General features: G+C 58.8%; 19 protein-coding genes. 8 read left to right on the forward strand and 11 right to left on the reverse strand.

Features of this window, described 5'->3' with window-relative positions; genetic code table 11:
• The first annotated feature begins 33 nt into the window (after positions 1–33).
• Complete coding sequence (locus AC1TXO_RS06770; protein ID WP_486405594.1) at positions 34–987, forward strand: AraC family transcriptional regulator; 954 nt, start codon at positions 34–36, stop codon at positions 985–987.
• A gap of 9 nt (positions 988–996) precedes the next feature.
• On the opposite strand, the gene AC1TXO_RS06775 is transcribed toward AC1TXO_RS06770, so the two are convergent.
• The 7 genes from AC1TXO_RS06775 to AC1TXO_RS06805 form a co-directional block, all read right to left on the reverse strand.
• A complete protein-coding gene (locus tag AC1TXO_RS06775) occupies positions 997–1,155 on the reverse strand; it encodes a hypothetical protein (protein ID WP_486405595.1) in 159 nt (52 codons plus the stop codon).
• Positions 1,156–1,388: 233 nt separating this feature from the next.
• A complete protein-coding gene (istB, locus tag AC1TXO_RS06780; RefSeq protein ID WP_486402275.1) occupies positions 1,389–2,192 on the reverse strand; it encodes an IS21-like element ISPst3 family helper ATPase IstB in 804 nt (267 codons plus the stop codon).
• Complete coding sequence (gene istA, locus AC1TXO_RS06785) at positions 2,185–3,684, reverse strand: IS21-like element ISPst3 family transposase (protein ID WP_486406806.1); 1,500 nt, start codon at positions 3,682–3,684, stop codon at positions 2,185–2,187. The genes istB and istA overlap by 8 nt, the downstream gene beginning before the upstream one ends.
• Positions 3,685–3,768: 84 nt before the next feature.
• Complete coding sequence (locus AC1TXO_RS06790) at positions 3,769–5,076, reverse strand: hydantoinase/carbamoylase family amidase (RefSeq protein WP_486405596.1); 1,308 nt, start codon at positions 5,074–5,076, stop codon at positions 3,769–3,771.
• Between the two features lie 246 nt (positions 5,077–5,322).
• Entirely contained in the window at positions 5,323–6,663 is a 1,341-nt protein-coding gene (dctA, locus tag AC1TXO_RS06795; protein ID WP_486405597.1) for a C4-dicarboxylate transporter DctA, read from the reverse strand.
• 613 nt (positions 6,664–7,276) lie between these two features.
• Entirely contained in the window at positions 7,277–7,501 is a 225-nt protein-coding gene (locus AC1TXO_RS06800) for a hypothetical protein (protein WP_486405598.1), read from the reverse strand.
• 21 nt (positions 7,502–7,522) lie between these two features.
• Positions 7,523–8,320 carry an SDR family NAD(P)-dependent oxidoreductase gene (locus tag AC1TXO_RS06805; RefSeq protein WP_486405599.1) on the reverse strand — a complete coding sequence of 266 codons (798 nt, stop codon included), beginning with the start codon at positions 8,318–8,320 and terminating at the stop codon, positions 7,523–7,525.
• A gap of 149 nt (positions 8,321–8,469) precedes the next feature.
• Between AC1TXO_RS06805 and AC1TXO_RS06810 the strand changes: the two genes are divergently transcribed.
• Positions 8,470–9,411 carry a GlxA family transcriptional regulator gene (locus tag AC1TXO_RS06810; protein ID WP_486406807.1) on the forward strand — a complete coding sequence of 314 codons (942 nt, stop codon included), beginning with the start codon at positions 8,470–8,472 and terminating at the stop codon, positions 9,409–9,411.
• Between the two features lie 248 nt (positions 9,412–9,659).
• Here AC1TXO_RS06810 and AC1TXO_RS06815 read toward each other — a convergent pair whose 3' ends face one another.
• Positions 9,660–10,307 (reverse strand): hypothetical protein, encoded by a 648-nt coding sequence (locus AC1TXO_RS06815; RefSeq protein ID WP_486405600.1) that lies wholly within the window; start codon positions 10,305–10,307, stop codon positions 9,660–9,662.
• A 758-nt stretch (positions 10,308–11,065) separates the two neighbouring features.
• On the opposite strand from AC1TXO_RS06815, the gene AC1TXO_RS06820 reads away from it, so the two are divergent.
• The 3 genes from AC1TXO_RS06820 (at position 11,066) to gloB (ending at position 13,211) form a co-directional block, all read left to right on the forward strand.
• Positions 11,066–11,620 carry an OsmC family protein gene (locus tag AC1TXO_RS06820; RefSeq protein WP_486405601.1) on the forward strand — a complete coding sequence of 185 codons (555 nt, stop codon included), beginning with the start codon at positions 11,066–11,068 and terminating at the stop codon, positions 11,618–11,620.
• Positions 11,621–11,653: 33 nt separating this feature from the next.
• The gene (gstA, locus tag AC1TXO_RS06825; RefSeq protein WP_486405602.1) at positions 11,654–12,265 is read left to right on the forward strand and encodes a glutathione transferase GstA; all 612 of its coding nucleotides are present in this window, start codon (positions 11,654–11,656) and stop codon (positions 12,263–12,265) included.
• 163 nt (positions 12,266–12,428) lie between these two features.
• Entirely contained in the window at positions 12,429–13,211 is a 783-nt protein-coding gene (gene gloB, locus AC1TXO_RS06830) for a hydroxyacylglutathione hydrolase (protein ID WP_486405603.1), read from the forward strand.
• Positions 13,212–13,241: 30 nt separating this feature from the next.
• Here gloB and AC1TXO_RS06835 read toward each other — a convergent pair whose 3' ends face one another.
• Complete coding sequence (locus AC1TXO_RS06835) at positions 13,242–14,150, reverse strand: LysR family transcriptional regulator (protein WP_486405604.1); 909 nt, start codon at positions 14,148–14,150, stop codon at positions 13,242–13,244.
• On the reverse strand, positions 14,147–14,365 hold the full coding sequence (locus AC1TXO_RS06840; RefSeq protein ID WP_486405605.1) for a hypothetical protein: 219 nt from the start codon (positions 14,363–14,365) through the stop codon (positions 14,147–14,149). The genes AC1TXO_RS06835 and AC1TXO_RS06840 overlap by 4 nt, the downstream gene beginning before the upstream one ends.
• On the opposite strand from AC1TXO_RS06840, the gene AC1TXO_RS06845 reads away from it, so the two are divergent.
• Both AC1TXO_RS06845 and AC1TXO_RS06850 read left to right on the forward strand, forming a co-directional pair.
• A complete protein-coding gene (locus AC1TXO_RS06845; protein WP_486405606.1) occupies positions 14,364–15,818 on the forward strand; it encodes an AlkA N-terminal domain-containing protein in 1,455 nt (484 codons plus the stop codon). The two genes, AC1TXO_RS06840 and AC1TXO_RS06845, sit on opposite strands and share 2 nt — an antisense overlap.
• A gap of 16 nt (positions 15,819–15,834) precedes the next feature.
• Positions 15,835–16,374 (forward strand): methylated-DNA--[protein]-cysteine S-methyltransferase, encoded by a 540-nt coding sequence (locus AC1TXO_RS06850; protein WP_486405607.1) that lies wholly within the window; start codon positions 15,835–15,837, stop codon positions 16,372–16,374.
• An 18-nt stretch (positions 16,375–16,392) separates the two neighbouring features.
• Here AC1TXO_RS06850 and AC1TXO_RS06855 read toward each other — a convergent pair whose 3' ends face one another.
• Positions 16,393–17,700: an epoxide hydrolase family protein gene (locus tag AC1TXO_RS06855; protein WP_486405608.1), complete on the reverse strand. Its 1,308-nt coding sequence runs from the start codon at positions 17,698–17,700 to the stop codon at positions 16,393–16,395.
• Between the two features lie 284 nt (positions 17,701–17,984).
• Between AC1TXO_RS06855 and AC1TXO_RS06860 the strand changes: the two genes are divergently transcribed.
• Complete coding sequence (locus AC1TXO_RS06860) at positions 17,985–18,395, forward strand: GFA family protein (protein ID WP_486405609.1); 411 nt, start codon at positions 17,985–17,987, stop codon at positions 18,393–18,395.
• Positions 18,396–18,407: the final 12 nt, after the last annotated feature.

The following is an 18,407-nucleotide window of genomic DNA, read 5'->3' on the forward strand; positions in this document are numbered from 1 at the left end:
TGATGATGAGCTGATATTGAAGTCATGTGTATAATGAAAAAGCCTGAATTTCTATTAGATCGTACAAATATGGATGCGCTTTCGAGTGTGCTTTCGACCTTGAGGGTGAGCAGCATGCTATCCACCCGATTCGAAGGGCGGGGCGATTGGGCCTTGCACTTCCCTGCGTACCGGCACATTAAGTTCGGCAGTGTGCTGACCGGTCGCGTTCATCTATGGCTGGATGGGGAAGCACCCGTCACCCTGGAAGAAGGGGATTTTTATCTGCTGACGAATGGACAACCTTTTTTCTGTGCAAGCGACCCAGGTCTGGAGCCTGAAGATGGTGTGCTCGTCATTCGCACGATGCGCGGTGAAGACGGAATTGCCCGATATGACTGTCCAGGAGGGGGAGTCCCGGTTAGTTTGGCCAGTGGTCGGTTCACATTCGAGAGCGATTTATCCAATCGCCTGATGCTCCATCTCCCGCCTCTGATCCATCTCCGCGCAACGGAGATCGGTGCAACTGCATTGTCCAGTGTGCTCGATCTATTGCGGCTGGAATCCAGTCAGTTCTATCCGGGTGCAGAGATGGCGCGCAGTAGTCTTGCCGCGCTTGCCGTGATCCATGTGCTGCGAACCTTTCTCAGCACGGCATCGCCACCGAAGGGGTGGCTCGGCGCGCTGGCTGATCCGAAGATCGGCAAAGCATTATCGGCGATGCACGAAGAGCCCGGCAGGAAATGGACACTTGAAAATCTGGCCAGTCACGTCGCCATGTCGAGAACGTCCTTTGCGAACCGGTTTCGTGCATTGGTCGGCCAAGCGCCTCTTGACTACTTGCAGCATTGGCGCATGACCCTGGCCGCCACCGCATTGCAAGATACCAGCGAATCTCTTGCAGATATTGCGCAGCGCATTGGCTATCTATCCGATACGGCATTCAGCATAGCGTTCAAACGCAACACAGGCATAAGTCCAGGCCGATATCGTGCGATGGCAAAGTAAAGTCTGATTTCAGCATTCCTTGACCATGGCTCGGTAGGCGTTGGCCAGGTCGATCCAGAAGCCAGGGTATTTATGGACGAGGGTGTTGCCGCGCAAGGGATAACGATCGTGCGTGGCGATCGCCCCCTGCGCAGCGAACAGGGGTTGCTGGAAGAGGCAGAGCAGCAACGAGAACAGGCGTTTTATCTGGATTCAAAAGGCCCGGTCTGTTGGCGCTGATGGAAAATTGACCCACCCTGCCGATTGAAATTTGACCCAGGGCGGATTGCTGATTTTGTTACCAGCAACTGTGGATAAGTCTACCAGCGCAGCTGCTGTTGCCCCCACTCCTTCGCTAGCCCAGTTCAGTTGTTTAAGACCTGCCACACGCAGCCATGTAGCAGGCCGTCGTCGCCATGAAATCAGAACGACTCATCGTCCTCCGGTTCCTGGCCGCCCTTACGCTTTCGCTCCCGTGATTTGATCTTGGCCTGGGCCGCCAAGCTACTGTGTTGCAGGCGATAGGACTCGTTACCGGTTTCGACGATGTGGCAGTGGTGGGTCAGCCGATCCAGCAGGGCGGTGGTCATCTTGGCGTCGCCGAACACGCTCGACCATTCGGCGAAGCTCAGGTTGGTGGTGATCACCACGCTGGTGTGTTCGTACAGCTTGGACAGCAGGTGAAACAGCAACGCACCGCCAGCCTGGCTGAACGGCAGATAACCCAGTTCGTCGAGGATGACCAGATCCATGCGCAGCAGTGCCTGGGCGATCCGCCCGGCTTTGCCGTCGTGTTTTTCGCGCTCCAGCAGATTGACCAGATCGACCGTGGAGTAGAAGCGCACGCGCTTGCCATGCCGGGTGATGCCGGACACGGCCAGCGCGGTGGCTAGGTGGGTTTTACCGGTGCCTGGCCCACCGATCAGCACCACGTTCTGCGCGGTGCCGGTAAAGGCCAGGCTGGCCAGCTCGCTGATCAGGCGTGCGTCGGCGCTAGAGGCGTTGAAATCGAAGCTGGCCAGATCGCGGTGCATCGGCAGCTTGGCCATGTTCATCTGGTGGCTCACCGAGCGCATGGCGCGATCTGTGTGCTCTTGTTCCAGCAGGTGTTCGAGCAGCCACTTGGACGAGGCTGTGTTCGACTCACCCTGTGCAGTTAACTCCGCCCAGGCCGTGGCCATGCCGTGCAGGCGCAGCTCCTTGAGTTCCGCCATCAAATCACGCATGACCGACCTCCTCGGTCTGGCCACGCAGGCGGTCGTAGCGCGCCGTGTTAGCGACGGGGGCTTCCTTGAGCAACAAGTGGGTTTCGACGCTGGGTGGTGGTTCGGTCGCGGCCAGGCGCGCCACGACATTGAGGATGTGTTCGGCGCTCAGGCTGCCGCTTTCCAGTACCAGCTCAACAGCCACCAGCACCGCATCGAGCCCGGCGACCGGTACGGCAGCCAGAACTTGCGCCATGATCCGGTCACCGCCGGCATGACGCCCCAGACCGTGCTTAAGCTGACGCAGCGGCGCCGGCAGATCAGCAAAGGGCGCGCCGTTGCGCAGCGCACCGGGCTTGCGTTCGATCAGCGGGAGGTAGTGCTGCCAGTCATAGCTGACCTGGTCGCGATCCAGCAAGCGGACATGGCTGGCGATCAGCGCGTCGTCAGCCACCACCTCGATTCGCGTCGGATACAAACGGCTGCTGACCCACTTACCCGCGTACTCACACGGCACCGAGTAGCGGTTGCGCCCGACGCTGACCAGGCAGGTGCTGGAGACCCGCGCAGGCCGCTCGACGTAACCGTCGAATGGCGCTGGCACAGGCATCAGTTCAGCGCGCTCCAACTCCAGCACTTCGGCCACACTCAGACCGCTGTATTGAGGGTGCGTCAGCTCGTTCCAAAGCGCGCGGCAGCGCTGGCCCAGCCAGGCATTGAGTTCCTCGAAGGAGTGAAACTGGCAGTCCTGGGCGTCTAGCCAGATACGCCTGCGGCTGTCTTGCACGTTCTTTTCAACGATGCCCTTTTCCCAACCAGCGGCGACGTTGCAGAAGTCCGGATCGAACAGGTAATGCGCGCACATCACCGCAAAGCGCGCATTCACCGCCCGGCCTTTGCCCTTATTGACCTTGTCGACGGCGGTCTTCATGTTGTCGTAGATGCCCCGGCGCGGCACGCCGCCCAAGGAGCCGAACGAGCGTGTATGGGCGTCAAATAACATCTCATGGCCCTGGCTCGGATACGCCACAAGCCAGAACGCACGGCTGGCACACAGCTTCAGATGTGCCACCTGCATACGCCGGTAAATGCCGCCGACCAGCAAGCCTTCCTCGCTCCAGTCAAACTGAAACGCCTCGCCAAGAGCAAAGGTCAGCGGCACAAAGGCCTGCGACGCCTTGCCCTGTCCCCCTCGCCAGGCACGGATAAACGCGGTGAGCTGGCTGTAGCCACCGTCATAACCTTCGGCTTTGATTTGCGCCAACAGCGCCTTGGCACTGCGCCGCTGTTGCTTGGGCCGCAGCGAATCGGCTTTTAGCGCCTGCTCCAGCGTGGCGTGAAAAGGGCTGAGTTTGTTGAAGATCGCGCGGCGTTGGTAGACCGGCGGCTTGGCCTCAGGTGCTCTGACCCACTTGCGAATCGTGTTGCGCGCCAACCCGGTGCGCTTGGCTATCTCATGCAGCGACAGCTTGTCGCGGAAATACATCCGGCGGATTTTGCCCATCATTTCCATACTGATCACCCTGTGTTCTCCTGCTCAAAAATTGAGCAGAAGCAGTTGAACACCTGGGTCAGTTTTCAGTCGGCAGAACAGCCTCTACTGGGTCAGTTTTCGGTCAGCGGCAACAGGCCCGGTCGCTGGATTGTCGAAGGAGGTCAGTTCTCGCGTCGCCTGAAAAAGAATTTCCGTGGCGTGCATGAAGTCTTCGATATGCATGGCCTCATGCGGGTTGTGAGAGCCGTGCTGGTTGCGGATGAACAGCATGCCGCTAGGCACACCGGCGTTGGAAAACACGGCGGCATCATGGCCTGCGCCGCTTGGCGTCAGCGTGCCAGCACTGCCGAGCGCTTTAGTGTGGCGTACCAAAGTGTCGATCCAGGGAAGATACATTGCGGCGGGAGATGTATCGATCCGCTTATCGAAGATGAACTTCACCTGTCTTGTTTCCTCGATCGCCCGAACTTCAGAGCTTATCAACTCATAAAAAGTCTCCATGGTTTCCGTATGAAGGCTGCGCAGCTCGAGGCTGAAGCTGACGTCACCGGGAATGCGCGAGACTGCATGATGAGCCGCATTGGTGCCTATTGTGCCAACCGTCACCACAAGATCCTTCCCAGCGGCGACCCACTCGCGCCAGAGGTTGTCGATGTGGCTGATCAGCTCGCTTACAGAGAACACGGAGTCGTGTCGATCCTCACGTGCTACGGCTCCCGAGTGACCATCCTCGCCCAGACAATGTATGACGTTGTGCCTGAAGTTTCCGCGGATCCCGGGTACGACCCCGACCGCCTCGCCCAGGTGTTCAAGAGACTCAGCCTGTTCGATATGCACCTCAAGATAGCCAGCAAACTGTGAGCGATCAATTAACCATTCCTGCCGACAGATCGCGTCAATATCCGCGCCTACAGACTTCAATGCCGCCCCTAGAGACTGGCCATTAAAACGGTTCTTGAGTTGCAGATCGGCAGCGGTAAGGCCGCCGGTGAGTGCCTTGGACCCGATATAGGACTTGCCGAACCATGCGCTTTCTTCGCCACGAAGACCGATTACACGTACGGGCATGGAGGTGACAATATTGTCCTGGTCGAGTCTGCAAAGGCAGATGATCCCGGCAATGACCCCAGCAAGACCATCGTAGTTTCCGCCCTGAGGGACCGAATCCAAATGTGATCCATACCAGATGGCCGGTGCCCCCGTATCGTTTTTGCGCTTGAAAATAACGTTGCCGGCACGATCGCTGGATACGTGCAGGTCGTGATGGATGGCAAATGCTGAAAGGTAAGAGATCGTATCGGTTTCACGTTTGCCGTAGCTCTCGCGTGTCACGCCTTCATGCTCATCCAGGGACAGCGCTCGGATGTCGTTGAATAGTAATTCAGCGACCGTGTTCCACGAGTTTTTCATGATTGCATTCCGAAGTGTGTATGTGGCTTTATTCAAGTAGATGTCGTGGTGAGCCAAGATGCTTCATTGGTCACGCACGCACGCACGTGCGCAGCAGTGGCTGGCGCATGCACATGCTTATGACGAGGAAATCAATATCTTTTACGCTTTCGTAAGCGCATCAGTGAAATGTGTGCTGGCAGCGAAACGTTGACGGATATCGCTCAGAGGCGGAGCCTCCACCTCTGGCCGTTCGTGTGACATATATTATTTCTGGGCGGCGCCTTCGATAAGCGCGTTGGACGCCTGGTGTTCATTGACGCTATCGGTCAATGCGGGTGGGCTTATTTCACCTTTCAGGACCTTTTGGGCATGCTCCATATCAATGGCGTTCTCCAGTCGTGACATGAAGATGGTCGCGATGACGTTTCCGCAGAAGTTGGTCAGGGAGCGTGCCTCGGAGAGTAGTCGGTCTACACCCAGTAAAAGCACCATTGCATCGACTGGAACCTTGCCGTGTACAGTGGCCAGCGTCGCCGCCAATGTAATGAAGCCGCCACCCGTTACAGTCGCTGAGCCTTTTGACGTCAGGAGCAGGACACCAAAGATTGTGAGAAGGTCAACCCAGGAGAGGTCGACGTTCAGTGCTTGTGCCAGGAATGCGATAGCCATGGTGTAGTAGATGCATGCACCATCGAGGTTCAGGGCATAGCTCATCGGCAGGACCACTCCCACCACGCCTTTGCGGCATCCCAGGTTTTCCAGTTTTTTGACCAGGGCAGGCAACACTGCTTCATTCGATGCGCAGGCAAAAACAATCAGCGCCTCCTCGCGGAAGTATTTGGCAAGCGCCAAAGGTTTGAACCCGGAGTAGCGAGCAAGAGAGCCAAGGATCAAGATGATAAAAATGGCACTGGTGATATAGAAGCACATCACCAGCAGGCCAAGGTTTTTTAAAGAGCCCAGACCAAATTTACCAACGGTGAAGGCCATTGCACCGAATGCTGCTATCGGAGCGAGACGCATGATGATGTTGACAATCTTGAAAAGAGGAACTGTAGCCTTTTCCATTTGACCGACAATGCTTTGACCTGCGTTTCCACTCAGTGAAAGCGCAAAACCGCTCAGCACCGAAAGGAAAAGGATTTGCAGCATGTCACCTTTGACGAACGGTTCTATGAGGGAGGTGGGGACGATGTGCAGAATGAAATCAATAGTCGAAAATGGCACTGCAGCTGCTTTGTAAGATGCTACGGCACTTGTGTCAATGGTATTCAGGTCTACATTCATTCCTGCGCCAGGCTGTAACAGTAATCCCACTGACAGGCCAATTGCCATTGCGAACGTGGTCACGACTTCAAAATAGATGATCGTTTTCAATGTCAGGCGACCGAACGCGGCGGCTGATTCCGCATGTCCTTTGGCTATCCCGACAACGATCGTAACGAAGATGATCGGGCCAATCATCATTTTAATCATGCGGATGAAAATGTCACCCAGGGGTTTGAACTCCACAGACAATTGCGGGTAAAAATGCCCGAGTAGTATGCCTATTATAATTGCGCATATAACTTGCATGTACAGCTTTTTAGACGAATTCATGGCCATTTTATTTTTACCGTCTTTTAAATATAGTTATCGCGATATTCGAAGTCTGACTGTGCACTATGCACCGTATTCGACTAGTGGTTTCCTGCCGACCTATTCAACCTCGATAGGGCCAAGGACAATGTTTCCAGCGCTCTGCACAGGAAATGCATGGGCGCACTTTTCTGCCGCTGACTGCGGATAGCAGGGGTACGCTACGAGCACTGTCATAGCATTTGAAAGGGTGGCTGAAACCACCATAGGCGGGCGCCAGGGCTCGGTAGGTTGAGCTTGGAGGGGGTATGAGCATTTTGGTCGACCGTTCCAATACTGGAGATCAGGGCTTGCGTTCGTCTCAATATTGATACGCTCGGAGTCCCTGCTGGTCAAGCGTTTTCGAATCCAGACACGAGGTCGCTCAAGGTTCGATGGCTTCACTCGAGTGCTGGAAATAATGATTTTTTCTGTATTTTTCCTAAATTACTACCTACATCTCGTAATATCGCAGATTTTTACATTGTATAAGGCACTGCCTGACGAGGCTTCGGTGGGAAATGAAATTCGTTATTCGTGTAGAGTTCTGGGCTGATCAGAAGCTGACACGGGCGTGGTGACTGGTTGTTGTGTTTGTTTTTTAGACGATGCAGGCCTGCGGTAGGGCTTCCGTGTGCAGGGTGGCTTGCGATTTTTTCGACACGCCGATCATCATCGCAGACAACGACATCGCGCCGTCAGGCCGGACGCTGCTCGAGTATCTGCGCCAGATCGGCCAGATGTATTGAAAAAGCCCGCCTGTCATGGCGGGCTTTTTCGTGTCTGCTGCAAAAAAAGCCGACTGCCGTTTCACGCGCGCCAGCATGTGCCAAGCAGAGCCTTGGCATCAGACCGAGTAGCGGGAAGCCGGGCTGTTGGTCAGGCAGGCCTGGCCAAGGTCACGCCTGGCGGTGGTGTAGCTTTCCCACGACAGTGAATCGTGCAGGCCCGGAATGCAGATGGGCTCCTGCTTGTCGAAGCCGCTCAGCGCCGCCCGGACAAAATCCGCACCGCTCATCACCACATGGGCGGGAAGGGTGTTGATGTCGATGCCGGTGGACGCCCAGAAATCCGTCGCCGTAGCGCCCGGCACCAGCGCCTGGACGAAAACGCCGCTGCCTTGCACTTCCTGCTGCAGGCTCTCGCTGAATTGCACCACATAGACCTTGCTGCCGCCGTAGGCAGCATTGTTGGGACGTGGCATCCACGCGTGGATGGAGGCGACGTTGACGATCGCCCCGTTGCCCCGTGCCAGCATTGCCGGCAACACCGCGCGGGTCAGGCGGGTGAGGGCGACGATGTTGAGTGCGAGCAGATCACCCACCGCGTCAGGCGCTGATTCGGCCAGCAGCCCCAGCCCGCCGACACCGGCGTTGTTGACGAGCACGCTGATGCGTTCATCGCTTTGCAGTCGATCTTCCAGTACCTCCAGCTCCGTCGGCTGAACCAGGTCCAGCGCCAGGGTTTCGACCTTGCGCCCGGATGCCTTGCGTATACGTTCGGCCTGCTGTTCCAGCAGATCGGCGCGCCTGGCCACCAGCAGCAGGTCGTGTCCCCGTGCTGCAAGCCCTTCGGCATAGAGCGCACCGATGCCCGATGAGGCGCCGGTCACCACCGCCAGACCTGCTTTGATTGCGTTTGCCATTACCGCTGCCCTCGAAGTGTGTTGTGAGGCAGTCAAGGTAACCGTGCCACAGGATGTCTGCTATGTCATAGATGCCAAGATTCAGGCCATTGCCGGCCAGGAGGACGAAGCGCATCATGGGGGCTATTTACAGGCGGCGTGGAGGCCTCATGCTGACAATCGGTCTGATGGTCTATCCCGGCTTCCAGGCGCTCGGCCTGGCCGTCGGGTCGGTGTTCGAATATGCCAACCTCTGCGCACAGCAGCCGATCTACGCGCTGAGCCTGGTGTCCGAAACGGGCGGCCTGATTCCTTCCTCGCAAGGCTTCGTCGTGCAGACTTGCCCGCTGGGTGAGCAGTTGTTCGACACACTGATCATCATCGGAGACAACGATATCGCGCCGCCAAGCCGGACGTTGCTCGAACACCTGCGCCAGATCAGCGAGAAGACCAGGCGTATCGCCTCGATTTGTACCGCGGCCTTCATCCTGGCCGAGGCAGGCCTGCTCGATGGCAGGTGCGTGACCACCCATTGGTTTTACGCCGAGCGCCTGAGGCGCACCTATCCTGCGATCCGGGTCGAGGACGACCGTATCTTCATCACTGACGGGCACATCTGGACCTCCGCCGGGATGAGCGCCGGCATCGACCTGGCGCTGGCGCTGGTCGAGCACGATCTCACCCCGCAGATCGCCAAGCAGGTTGCGAGAAAGCTGGTGCTCTACCACCGTCGTGGTGCGGGCCAGTCGCAGTTTTCCGTGCTGGTCGACCTGGACGCCAAATCCGACCGCATCCAGAAAGCCCTCACGTATGCGCGGGAAAACCTCAAGGCGGATCTTTCGGTGCAGGCCTTGGCCAATGTCGCGAACATGAGTGCGCGCCAGTTCAGCCGGGTCTTCCGTGAGGAGACGGGGCAATCACCGGCAAAAGCGGTCGAGCGCCTTCGCGCAGAGGCGGCAAGGGTCATGCTGGAGACCACCAATCACCCGGTGGAAGTGGTGGCCAGGGAGTCGGGTTACGGCGATCGCGAGCGCATGCGCCAATCCTTCATCCGTTCGTTCGGTCAGTCGCCGCAGGCGCTTCAGCAGTTGTCTGCCCGGCGCGAGCGATGACCGCCGCAGAGCGATTCTCCAATAGTCGGGTGCACGGACAAATACCGTGGCCCTAAGCTTGAATGGCAATAAGTGTTTGGCTGATATCAATCGCTGTTGACTTCCAAAGCCCACGGCTGATCTAAAACACTCAGGCCAGTCGTGGACTTGTTTTTTCGTTATACAGCAGTCGTTCTCAGTCAAGTATGCCTAGCTACTGCTCTAATCATTCTTGACCAGATCGCCATAAAACAAAGCTGGCAGTTCATTCAACTCAAAGAACGCCACGTAGGGTGGCTTCCGTTATCATACGTCAATGCCTTGAATTGCCAGCTATTATCACTGAGTTTGCGCCCTACGACCACTGCTCGACCAGGGTTCGGATCAGCTGCTGCAGGATGACCGTAAATGACATCCGTCGGACGACTCATGCCATTGCTTCCACTGATGCTCATCTTTCGACGCGATTGAGGGAAAGACCATGGGCTGAGTACATTGTGCAAAAAAGTTTCGCTCAAATCACGACCAGCACTGTCTGATCCAAAAATTCCCTGATGGAATGCAACATGCGCGAAAAGCGTATCGGTTGAAACAAATCGGCAACCGCTAAACGTCGAAGTCAGAAAGTAATCACAACCTGAGCGATTCAGGTCGGCGATAGAAACAGAGGTGATCTCATTGTTTAGCCAGGGCAACCAATAGACCTTCTCAATCGTATAGCGTGTTGCATTTGGAAATACGTCATTAGAGAAGACCACGTAAGGGGAGCTGTTGTAATGCCCGTAACTCGTGACGACGTCGATGCCGCCTTGTGGGCTACTGCCAGGCTCTCCCGCCTGATACGCCAAGGATCCCTGTAGATAGATGCCGATATTTGTAGTGCCACTCAATGAACCTATATTTCTCCAGAAACTCATAATTTATCCAAGCCCTGTAAATTCATGAAATAATAAATCGCTGTAATTTAGCGTAATTCGAGATTGAGTGATCAGGCCGCTATGCGCGATAGCGCCTGAACAGCAATTTCCTGGTAGCAGTCAAAACATCCCCCTTCGCATCAGGCTCTCGTCTACGAGAAGCCATTTATCCCAAAGCGCTTTAGGCTTTCCAGCACTATCTCAATAGCTACCTCAAGATAAAACAGCTCAAGTACGGATTTTATTCCCCTGAAAGGCAAAAAAATTTATTCAAAAATAAAATGATAAGACAATGACGCCAAGGGCAAACTTGATCGTCTCGTCAGGAAGCGTTCGACGGATTACCCAGTACACCGTCCTTGACCACCACAGATTCAAAAACTTTTGTTGGCCTGATCAAAATCTGACTCTCGAAGATGTTCCGCGGACACCGTTGTACCGGACATTCCCCCCGAAATTCTGAACAGTGAATTCAAGTCGCGCGCGCTAGTCCCCCCTACAGCACTGAGGTACTTTTTCTCAGCGGGTTGTTGATGTGCAGTTGGGAGATTTCATGGCTTACAGCCCTGCCGAGGCGCTACCAGCGCAAAGCGATAGGGCATTGGCTGTTGTGCATTTACCACTGTTTCGAACAATCACGCACTGTTCCATGGCGTGCAACGCGTCATGTTCAAGACCGACCTGATGGTGTTCGCCGAAATAGCGAGTCACTAAAACTTCGACAACTAGACGCCTGGCGTCTTGCATAGGATTACATCATGAGCAATGTCGTAAACGGCATCGACGTAGGCGACCTGCAGCATTTCGCGCAGACGGTCCGCGATAACCCGGCGAAGGGCGCCATCCGCTTCAATGTCAAGACCCAATGGCAGGGCCAGACCCGAACGCTCAGCCGTGTCGACCATTACGAACTGGGTGGCGAAAGGCACGCACGCCATTTCGAGATCGCCGCCGACGAGCCGGCACAATTGCTTGGACAGAACACCGCGCCGAATCCACAGGAACTGCTGATGGCGGCGCTGAACGCCTGCATGTCGGTCGGCTACGCGGCGAACGCGGCTGCCATGGGCATTACCCTCCACCGCCTTGAAATCGAAACCGAGGGTGAGCTCGACCTGCGGGGGTTCCTGGGCCTGGATGAGCGCGTCAATCCAGGCTACCACGAAGTTCGTTACCTGGTACGCCTGCATACCGACGCCAGCCGTGAGCGGGTCGAGCAGTTGCACGCCCTGGCGACAAGGACTTCGGTCAACCTGGCCAACTTCTCCAAGGCGATTCGCATGGTCGAAACGCTGGAAATCATCGAAGCCTGATGTGCGAAAACCCAACTTGAAATACGAGGGTCTATGAAACTCTATTATTCCCCTGGCTCTTGCGGGCTTTCTCCAGCGATCGTGTTGCACGAGGCAGGCCTGGCGTTCGACCTGGTCCAGGTCGACTTCGCCACGAAAACTACCGTCGAAGGCAACTATCTGGAGGTGAATCCGAAAGGCTTCATTCCGACGCTGGTTCTCGACGACGGTGAGTTCGTCACCGAGGGTGCCGTCATCCTGCAGTGGATCGCCGATCGGCACCCGCAGCGCAAGCTGTTGCCGGCCTTCGGCACCCAGCAGCGCTATCGCGCGCTGGAATGGCTCAACCTCATCGCGACCGACCTGGCCAAGGGAATGTCGACGATGTTCCAGCCGTTTTTCGACGAGGCTGCCAAGCGCCGCTATGCCGAAGGGTTCCTCAGCGGTCGGTTCGCCTTCGTCGAAGCGCACCTGACGAGCAACGACTATGTGCTCGGCAGCGAGTTCTCGGCCCCCGACGCCTATCTCTATAACGTCTTGAGTTGGCCACCTCGCGCGGGTATCGACATGTCCGGATACCCGGCCATCGAGCGATTCATGCAGCGTATGGAGCAGCGGCCCAGCGTCCGGGCTGCACGTGCAGCAGAGGGCCTGGCCCCACGCTGAGCGGCAGGCAGATCGCAAGTCGCCGGCGCAAATCAAGCGCTGGCGACGGCGCCCGCTCAGTCGCACCTTCAATGGCTGCGCGTCGGCGCCGAACCAAACCAGGCCGCAATGCAAAAGCAATGGGTTTGCCTGTCGCGGCCTTCATTATCTGTGAGAGTGCAAGATGATCGTTGAACAGTACAGCGAGTTGTCGGTCCGGATCCTGCCGGTCCTCGAGGATAACTATCTTTTCCTGATAGAAGATCGACGCACCGGAGCATTGGCCGTGGTCGACCCTACCGAGGCAAGTCCGGTATTGGAGGTGCTTGATGGACGACGCGTCGACCTCATCCTCAATACGCACCATCACTGGGATCACGTTTCGGGCAACACCGAGATCAAGCGAAAGACCGGGGCGCGTGTCATCGGCCCGGCGGCCGAAGAGGATGATATCCCTGGCCTCGATCGAGGAGTGGTCGGAGGCGATACCCTGGAATTTGCCGGGCATGTCGCCACGGTCATCGATGTTCCGGGCAATACCATCGGGCATATCGCTTTCTGGTTCAAGGAGGCCGGGTTGCTGTTCTCTGGCGACACCGTCTTTCATCTTGGCTGCGGACGTGTTCAGGAAGCGACGCCGGCCCAGATGTGGAGCTCGCTCGACAAGCTGAGGTCCCTGCCGCCGGAAACACTCATCTATTCCTCGCACGAGTACGCCGCAAAAAATGCCCGCTTCGCGCTCACGGTAGAACCCGACAACGCCGACCTTCTGCGACAGGTCGAGGTGATCGAACAGAAAAGGCAAGCGGGCCTGCCGACTGTTCCCTCGACACTGGCAACGGAGCTTGCGGCCAATCCGTTTCTACGCGTCGATCAGGACTCCATACGACAGCGGCTGGACTGCAGGGACGGCGCCAACTGGGAGGTCTTCGCCAGACTGCGCCGCATGAAGGATGCTTTCCGCTAGCGGCAGAACCTTGATGCCCGCCAGAGCTGTTCAGCGCAGAGCGGGATGCGCGGCGAACAGCTGCGTGACCCACTCGATGAATACCCGAAGCTTGGCTGAAAGGTGCCGATTCTGTGGATACACCAGGTAGATGGGCAGGGGATCGTTGGTCCATTCTTCAAGGACAGGTACCAACCGCCCATCATGGATCATGGGTGCCATCAGCACCTGGGCCATCTGCACGATCCCCAGGCCCGTTACACCTGCAACGGTATAGGCGGCGCTGTCATTGAGGGCCACGGCACTGGCCAGCGTGACCTGGATGCGCTCGCTCTCTCGGGCAAAATACCAATCGAAGATTTTCCCGGTACGTGCGGAGAAGTAATTGATGCACTGATGCTGCGCCAATTCGTCAGGGTGGTTGGGGCGGCCATGGCGTTCCAGGTAGGCGGGCGATGCGCAGGTTCGATAGTGCACGGTCCCTACGCGCCGGGCGACCAGCCGCGAGTCGGCCAGTTGACGCCCACCCCGGATGGCGCAGTCCACACCTTCCTCGACCAGATCCACGGGCCGGTCGCCGCAACCGATTTCCAGGTGGATGTCGGGGTAGGCGGCGCGAAATGCCGGCAAGGCCGGGACGATCACCTCGCTGGCCAGCCAGGTGGCCATGTCGATGCGCAGGCGGCCTGATGGATTGAGGCGTCGGTGTGACAACGCATCCTCGGCATCGCGCACCTGCGAGAGAATCCGTATGCAACTGTCGTAGTAGTCGGCGCCTTCGGCGGTCACGCTGACATGACGTGTGGTCCTGTTCAGCAGTTTTGCCGCCAGCGTCTTTTCCAGGCCCTGTACCAGCGTGGATACCGTTGCCTTGGGCAGCTTCATGTTTTCCGCTGCGCGGGTGAAACCGCCGGCATCCACCACCTGGACGAATACCTCCATCGCTTGAAGCTTGTTCATTTGCCTTCCTCGCTGCTTGCGGCCAGCACATTGTCGCTGATGGGGCAGGGCGATTGCGATGGCGGCAGTCTCAGCGCTTGTGCAAAGCGTACCTGCCATGTGACCGTCACGAACGCTGATCGCCGCTGTTTCATGGCCATGTCCGAAAACGGCAGGCAACGAAACTGGTCACGCAGTACCCTAGGCTTCATGACAACAGCGTGAGCGAACAGCATGCACGATGCCTGGTACTCGGCCTTCAAGGCAAAAGATCCGCGGTTCGATGGACGGTTCTTCGTGGCTGTTTCCTCGACCGGCATCTATTGCCGTCCTGTCTGTCCGGCAAAACTGCCGAAGCCGGAAAACTGCTCCTTCCACCAGACGGCAGCCTCTGCCGAGCAGGCTGGCTATCGTCCGTGCCTGCTGTGTCGCCCGGAGCTGGCGCCAGGCAATGCGCCGATCGATGCCTCGGCATCACTGGCGGTTCGCGCCGCCAGGCTGCTGGAGGAAGATTGCGCCAGTGACAGCAACCTCGATCAGCTCGCCCATCGCCTGGGCTGTACCGACCGCCACCTGCGTCGTGTATTCGTCGCCCAGTTCGGGGTGTCGCCGGTGCAGTACCTGCAGACCTGCCGGCTGTTGCTGGCCAAGAAGCTGCTGACCGACACCGACTTGTCCATGCTCGATATCGCCATGGCGGCGGGGTTCGGCAGCCTCAGGCGGTTCAATGCCCTGTTCAAGAGCCGCTATCGCCTGGTGCCCTCGGCGTTGCGTCGGCAGAAGGGCAGGCGCATCGAGTCGGTCGGCCAGCTCAGCCTTGCCCTGAGCTACCGCCCGCCCTACCGCTGGGACGCGCTGCTGACGTTTCTCGCCGCGCGGGCCATTCCGGGCGTCGAACTGATTCGCGATGGGCGCTACGCCAGGACCGTCGCCCTGCCAGGCAACGATGGAGTGCTGCGCACGGGCTGGATCCGGGTGTCGCACAATCCGCAGCGCAGGGTGCTCGATGTCGAGGTCTCGACCTCGCTGCTGGGCACCTTGCCCACGGTGCTGGCGCGGGTGCGCCACCTGTTCGATCTCGACAGCGACCCGCTGGCCATCGATGAAGGGCTGGCGTCGATGAATGACCTGCAGCCTGGGATTCAGGTACTGGGCGCGCGCTTGCCCGGATGCTTCGACCCCTTCGAGATGGCCGTCCGTGCCGTGCTCGGGCAGCAGGTGACGGTGGCTGCGGCGCGCACCCTGGCGGCGCGCATCGCAGCCGGGTACGGCGTGCCGGTCATCACAGACCTGCCCGAGCTCACTCACCTGTTCCCTTCTCCCGAACGTGTGCTTGCCCTGGAGGGCGACATCGAAGCGCACCTGGGGCCGTTGGGCGTGATCCGCACCCGGGCCAGGACCATTCATGCATTAGCCCGAGCGCTCGTCGAGGGGAGGCTGCGCTTCGGCGCCGATGCCGTGCCTGAACGGGAGGTGGAGAAACTGCTCGAGCTGCCGGGTATCGGCCCCTGGACTGCGCAGTACATCGCCATGCGTGCGCTGGCCTGGACCGATGCCTTCCTGCCGACCGACCATGGCGTGAAGAAGGCCCTGGCACCGCGCACGCCGAAGCAGATGGAGGCACTGGCCGAGCAATGGCGGCCATGGCGCAGCTACGCAACGATCAACTTGTGGAACACATTGGGCTAGCAGCCTGGAGGCCATCATGTACTACTCGCAACCTTACCTCTCGCCGATAGGCCCTTTGTTGCTGGTCTGCGACGACACCCACCTTGTCGGCCTGTGGATGGAAGGGCAGAAGTACTTCGCCCGCACCGTCGACGCGTCACCCCTGGTCGAGTCACCAAGGCCGTTGCTCAAGCAGGCGAGCGCCTGGCTGGACGCCTATTTCCGTGGCGAAGACCCGGATGCCGGGGCGCTGCCCCTGGCGCCACGCGGTACAGCGTTCCAGCAGGCGGTCTGGCGGCAGCTGCTGAGGATCCCCAGGGGCGAAACGATGACCTATGGCGCCATCGGCAAGCAGGTGGCCCTGGACCTGAACAAGCCGACCATGGCCGGGCAGGCCATCGGTGGGGCCGTGGGGCACAACCCGCTGTCGATCATCATTCCCTGCCACCGGGTGGTGGGCGGCAACCGCAGCCTGACCGGCTACGCCGGAGGGCTGGCGAAGAAAATCCACCTGCTCGAGCACGAAGGTGTCGATACCCGCCAGTTCTCGGTGCCGACCAAAGGCACCGCGCTGTAGACGCTGTCGGTGCGAGCGTCAGCCCTGCCTGAACCCGGCAAAGACCTGCCACATTTCCCGGGCGAACAGGGCGGGTTGCTCGAAGGCAGCGAAGTGCCCGCCCTTGTCCACGGTGTTCCAGTAGAACAGCTTCGACCACGCTGCCTGCGCCCATGAGCGCGGCGCCAGGAAGGTTTCGCGCGGGAAGATGCTGGCGGCCATCGGGATCGAGATCGGATCGGCGCTGAAGAAGGTGTGGTCGCGGATCGTCTTGCCGGCGCAAGCTTCCCAATACAGCCGTGCACTGGAGGCGCCGGTGGCGGTGAACCAGTACAGCGAGATGTCGTCGAGCATCTGGTCGCGGGTCAGGGCGTCTTCCGGCCCGCCACTGCTGTCGCTCCATTCGCCGAATTTCTCGTACATCCACATGGCCAGCGCCAGCGGCGAGTCGTTCAAGGCGTAACCGATGGTCTGCGGACGCGTGTTCATCTGGTCGGCATAACCGGCCTTGCGATCCAGGTACAACTCGATGGCGTCGAAGGCCCGCTGCTCTTCCTGGCTGGGGTTGGCAGGCTTGACCTTGGGCGCGACCAGCGGCAGGTTGACGTGTGCCGCAAGCAACCCCTGGGGTTTCTGGCTGGCCATCGCCTGGGTGACGGCTGCCCCCCAATCCCCACCCTGTGCCACCCAGTGCGAATAGCCGAGCTTGTCGCGCATCAGCTGGGTCCAGGCCTGGGCAATGCGGCCGGGGTGCCAGCCCTGCTCGGCAGGCTTGTCGGAGAAGCCGTAGCCGGGCATGGAGGGCACCACGACATGGAAGGCATGTTCGGCCTTGCCGCCGAAGCGGGTAGGGTCGGTCAGCCGTTCGATCACCTGCAGGAACTCGACCACCGAGCCCGGCCAGCCATGGCTGAGCAGGATGGGCAGTGCGTCGGCATGGGGGGAGCGGGCGTGGATGAAATGAATGCCCAGGCCATCGATCTGCGTGCGGAACTGGGGGAAGGCATTGATCCGTGCTTCGAACTTGCGCCAGTCGTAGGCGTGCAACCAGTGATCGATCAGGGCGCGGGCGGCCTGCAGCGGTACGCCCTGGGACCAGTCGTTCACCGTTTCCTGTTCGGGCCAGCGGATCAGTCGCAGACGCTGGTGCAGGTCATCGATCGCCGATTGCGGCACCTCGACGCGGAAGGGTGATAGCTCGGCGGTGGCGGCGGCGATGGGGATGCCGGCGACGCGAGCCTGCAGGGGGGTAGACGCCGCCCTGGCGACAGGCATGGCGGACATGAGCGCCACGGCACCGGCGGTGCCGAGCAGGCGTCGGCGATGGTGGTCGAGTTCTTCGGTCATGACATGAAACCTCTTGAGTGCTGGATGGGCTGCCGGGTGCGGGTGTCCGGCAAAGCCTGTTTGTATCGACTGATACAAAATACAAATCGAGATGTCTTCGGTCAAGAATATTGTAGTGGTCGATACAATTTATTTGGCATTGCCCCTCCGCCCCGCACCTTGATGGCAAAAAAAGCCTGTGTTACCGTTTCGAAAACGTTTTCGAAAAATGTTTTCGACCGTTTTCGAAACTTGTAACCGCCACCCAGGGCCGCAGGCCGGGTGGCGCCCGACCGGAGAAATCCATGACATCACGTGAAGGTGGCTGCTTGTGCGGAGCAGTCAGGTATGAACTCGAGGGAGCACCGCAAGCGACAGTGGTGTGCCACTGCACGCACTGCCAGAAGGCGAGCGGTAGTGCGTTTTCCGTCAACCTGCTGGTGCAGCGCCAGCAATACACCCAACACGGCAAGACGCGGATCTTCGTCGATACCGGTGACAGCGGGCTGCCGTCCAACCGGCATTTCTGCGAGCAGTGCGGTTCGCCGGTGATCACCGAGGCCGGCAACCTGCCGGGCATGGTGCTGGTCAAGTTCGGCACCCTGGACCAGCGCCAGGACCTGCTGCCGCAGCTGGAGATCTACACCACCCATGCAGCTGCCTGGCAGCGTCCGGTCGAAGGCGCCGCACGTTGCCTCGGCGCGCCCGAGGCCTGATCGGGCACTGAT

The sequence above is a fragment of the Pseudomonas sp. FA117 genome (assembly GCF_057370475.1).